The organism is Bacillus sp. JJ864, from assembly GCF_036963045.1.
Classification (GTDB): Bacteria; Bacillota; Bacilli; order Bacillales; family Bacillaceae_G; genus Bacillus_A; species Bacillus_A pseudomycoides_C.
In genome coordinates, this window is the sequence record NZ_JBALLY010000228.1 from 1 (window position 1) to 2,401 (window position 2,401).

The window sequence follows — 2,401 nt, forward strand, 5'->3', positions numbered from 1 at the left end:
TAAAAAATCGACATAAAAACCCTCTTTCTTTTTAGACTGGCGAGAGCATCTGGCCATGCATAGCAGCGGTCAGGGCCTTTTTCTGCCACGTGCAAGGGTAAAACAAAAGGAGAAAGCAAGTAGCGGTCATGTTGTATTCTGCATAGCAGCGACTTATATGTCGGAAAATTAAAATGGATATATATAGCATTCATTTTAAAAAAATAGTTACTATATGGAGTCACCTTATTAAAAAAAGAAAATTTTACGTTTAGACACAATTGGGCACATTTTTACCTGTCCTCTGTACGCTAAGCGTACAATAGCCCCAAGGCAAGCATTGCAAAAATTAACATATAGGCAACTTGACTACTAAAGTCATGGTTGCACTCTTATCTTTATTTGCTGATATTGAACGGAACTATATACTGAAACGAATGCAGGCTGGTCGTATGAAGTATGTAGAAAATGGCGGGAAACTGTGGAGAACTCCTAAGATCAATAAGTCTAAAACTGATTTGATACTCGAATTACTTAATCAAGGAAAAACGAAATTATTATTAGGAAAATGATTCATCACAAGTGCCATCTATACTTCTATAGACTATATCCATTTCTAGAAAAATTTGCGGTCTTGCCTAAAGACTTTATCACAACAAAAAGAGCTAAATTATACATTAGCTCCTCTTATTTGAAAATTATTTAATTATAAAGGATACGATTACTAAAATGACAAGCAGAATTCCACCTAAGAATTGTCCTAATCCAGAAGCCCCTCCAAGAATCAACAAATTGAAAAGATTTTTTCTTGTTTGGGTTTTTCCTACGAATGCATCATCTTTTTTCATTCTATATACGCCCCATAAGATTAATACTATTCCAAAAACGATACCGAATAATTTTAAGGCCATTATATTTACCTCCATTTATTATGTATATATTGAATTTTTTCTCAATCATTTTTTAGTTATTGTTACAACTACGAACAACACTTTCTTATCATTTCTAAAAATTCATCATCACTTCTTATTATTTTATTATTACATTTAAACGCTAAATAAACTATCTATTAACCTTACATAAAGATGACATTTCTGTAAGGTTGGAATAAAATAAACAAGCTCTCTACAAAAGTCTTTATTTCTTGTTGTGGATACATATAGGAAACTACTTTACACCCTCCGTTGCGATTGCTCTCTCTTCCCTTACAAGTAAAACAAATTTTGTCTCCTTAATTAACAAATACAGAGGCTGCTGCCAAACAATACTTCTCCTTCTCTACAGTTATTTATAGGAATGCAGCTCGTTCTCTTCGTTTTGAGAACACTAAATACTTTAATTTTAAGATGATGTAACCCCATACCCATCAAGCTAGTAATTTAAAGTGTCCCCAAAACGAAAATTTTATTATTTTACAGTAATTTATGAATGGATGGATATTTTTTTAATAAACTTTAATGAATTTAAGACTGAATATTCCTAATAATCAAAAAAATATTTCTATAAATTCTAAATATTTACTTTTTTTCAAAAGATGATACATTTGGGGTGTGAGTTACAAAACTATTAAAGGGGGATTTTTTATGTTCAAGAAATTAGTAGTCGGGGCATTAGCGACAGGTATTGCATTAACTGGGGGGATTGGTGCAGCATCAGCTGATACAGTAAAACCTGTGAGTTCTCCGAATAAAGCAACTGAAACAGCTTATTCAGAAAAACAACAATATATTTCAGATAGAATTGAAAGTATAGTTGAAAATACAAATGAAGTCGAAAGACCATTTGTACCAAATTTTTCTGATAAAAATAATCTTATTGGAGAAAAAGCAGCTGCAGCATTTAATTGGGGATATTCTGGTAATTATAATTTTTCTACATCAATTCAAGTGCAAAAAACTGTATCTGTAGCAGACAACGGAACTATTGGAGTAGCTATTCAAAACAATAAAAATTTTAATTTTAAAGTTGTAGTAAAAAGTTTATCATCAGGAAACACCGTAACCCATACTGTAACAGGAGGGCCAATGAGTGGTGGCGATTATGTTTATAACTACTTTGGTCCTATGAAAGCAGGAAACTATGTTGTAACCTTAGTAAATACAGATGGTTCATGGCACCAAGGCACTGTTTGGCTTGGATGGTAATTACTTAAATTTACTTATTTTTGAACAGACTTTTCAAAAAAGAAAAGTCTGTTCTTTTTAATTCTGCACGTCTCCTTGTTTTTGAGATGCTGATTTAGCATACCCATCAACTTAAGAAATTAATTGTTCCTCAAAAAGAAAAAATGAACTAAATTCCCATGGATACTTATATGCCTATGAAAAAATGAAATTTTGGTTTTGGGGGCACTTCAAAATGTTAGCTTGATAGCGATGTGATGTAACCCCCTTACCGTAAATTATTAAACTCTACTATTATA

3 protein-coding genes are annotated in these 2,401 nt (G+C 31.9%); 2 read left to right on the forward strand and 1 reads right to left on the reverse strand.

Going from position 1 to position 2,401, the window contains the following annotated elements:
- Positions 1-344 precede the first annotated feature (344 nt).
- Entirely contained in the window at positions 345-551 is a 207-nt protein-coding gene (locus V7024_RS23640; protein ID WP_335524486.1) for a Hin recombinase, read from the forward strand.
- 126 nt (positions 552-677) lie between these two features.
- Here the strand turns inward: V7024_RS23640 and V7024_RS23645 are convergent, their stop codons facing one another.
- A complete protein-coding gene (locus V7024_RS23645; protein ID WP_335524487.1) occupies positions 678-890 on the reverse strand; it encodes a hypothetical protein in 213 nt (70 codons plus the stop codon).
- Positions 891-1,562: 672 nt separating this feature from the next.
- Between V7024_RS23645 and V7024_RS23650 the strand changes: the two genes are divergently transcribed.
- Positions 1,563-2,123, forward strand: coding sequence for a hypothetical protein (locus V7024_RS23650; protein ID WP_438824511.1), 561 nt, complete (start codon positions 1,563-1,565; stop codon positions 2,121-2,123).
- Positions 2,124-2,401: the final 278 nt, after the last annotated feature.

Bases quoted from the DNA above. Each gene is read 5' to 3' on its own strand.
- V7024_RS23650 (WP_438824511.1), top strand. From the start codon at position 1,563: ATGTTCAAGAAATTAGTAGTCGGGGCATTAGCGACAGGTATTGCATTA.
- V7024_RS23645 (WP_335524487.1), bottom strand. From the start codon at position 890: ATGGCCTTAAAATTATTCGGTATCGTTTTTGGAATAGTATTAATCTTA.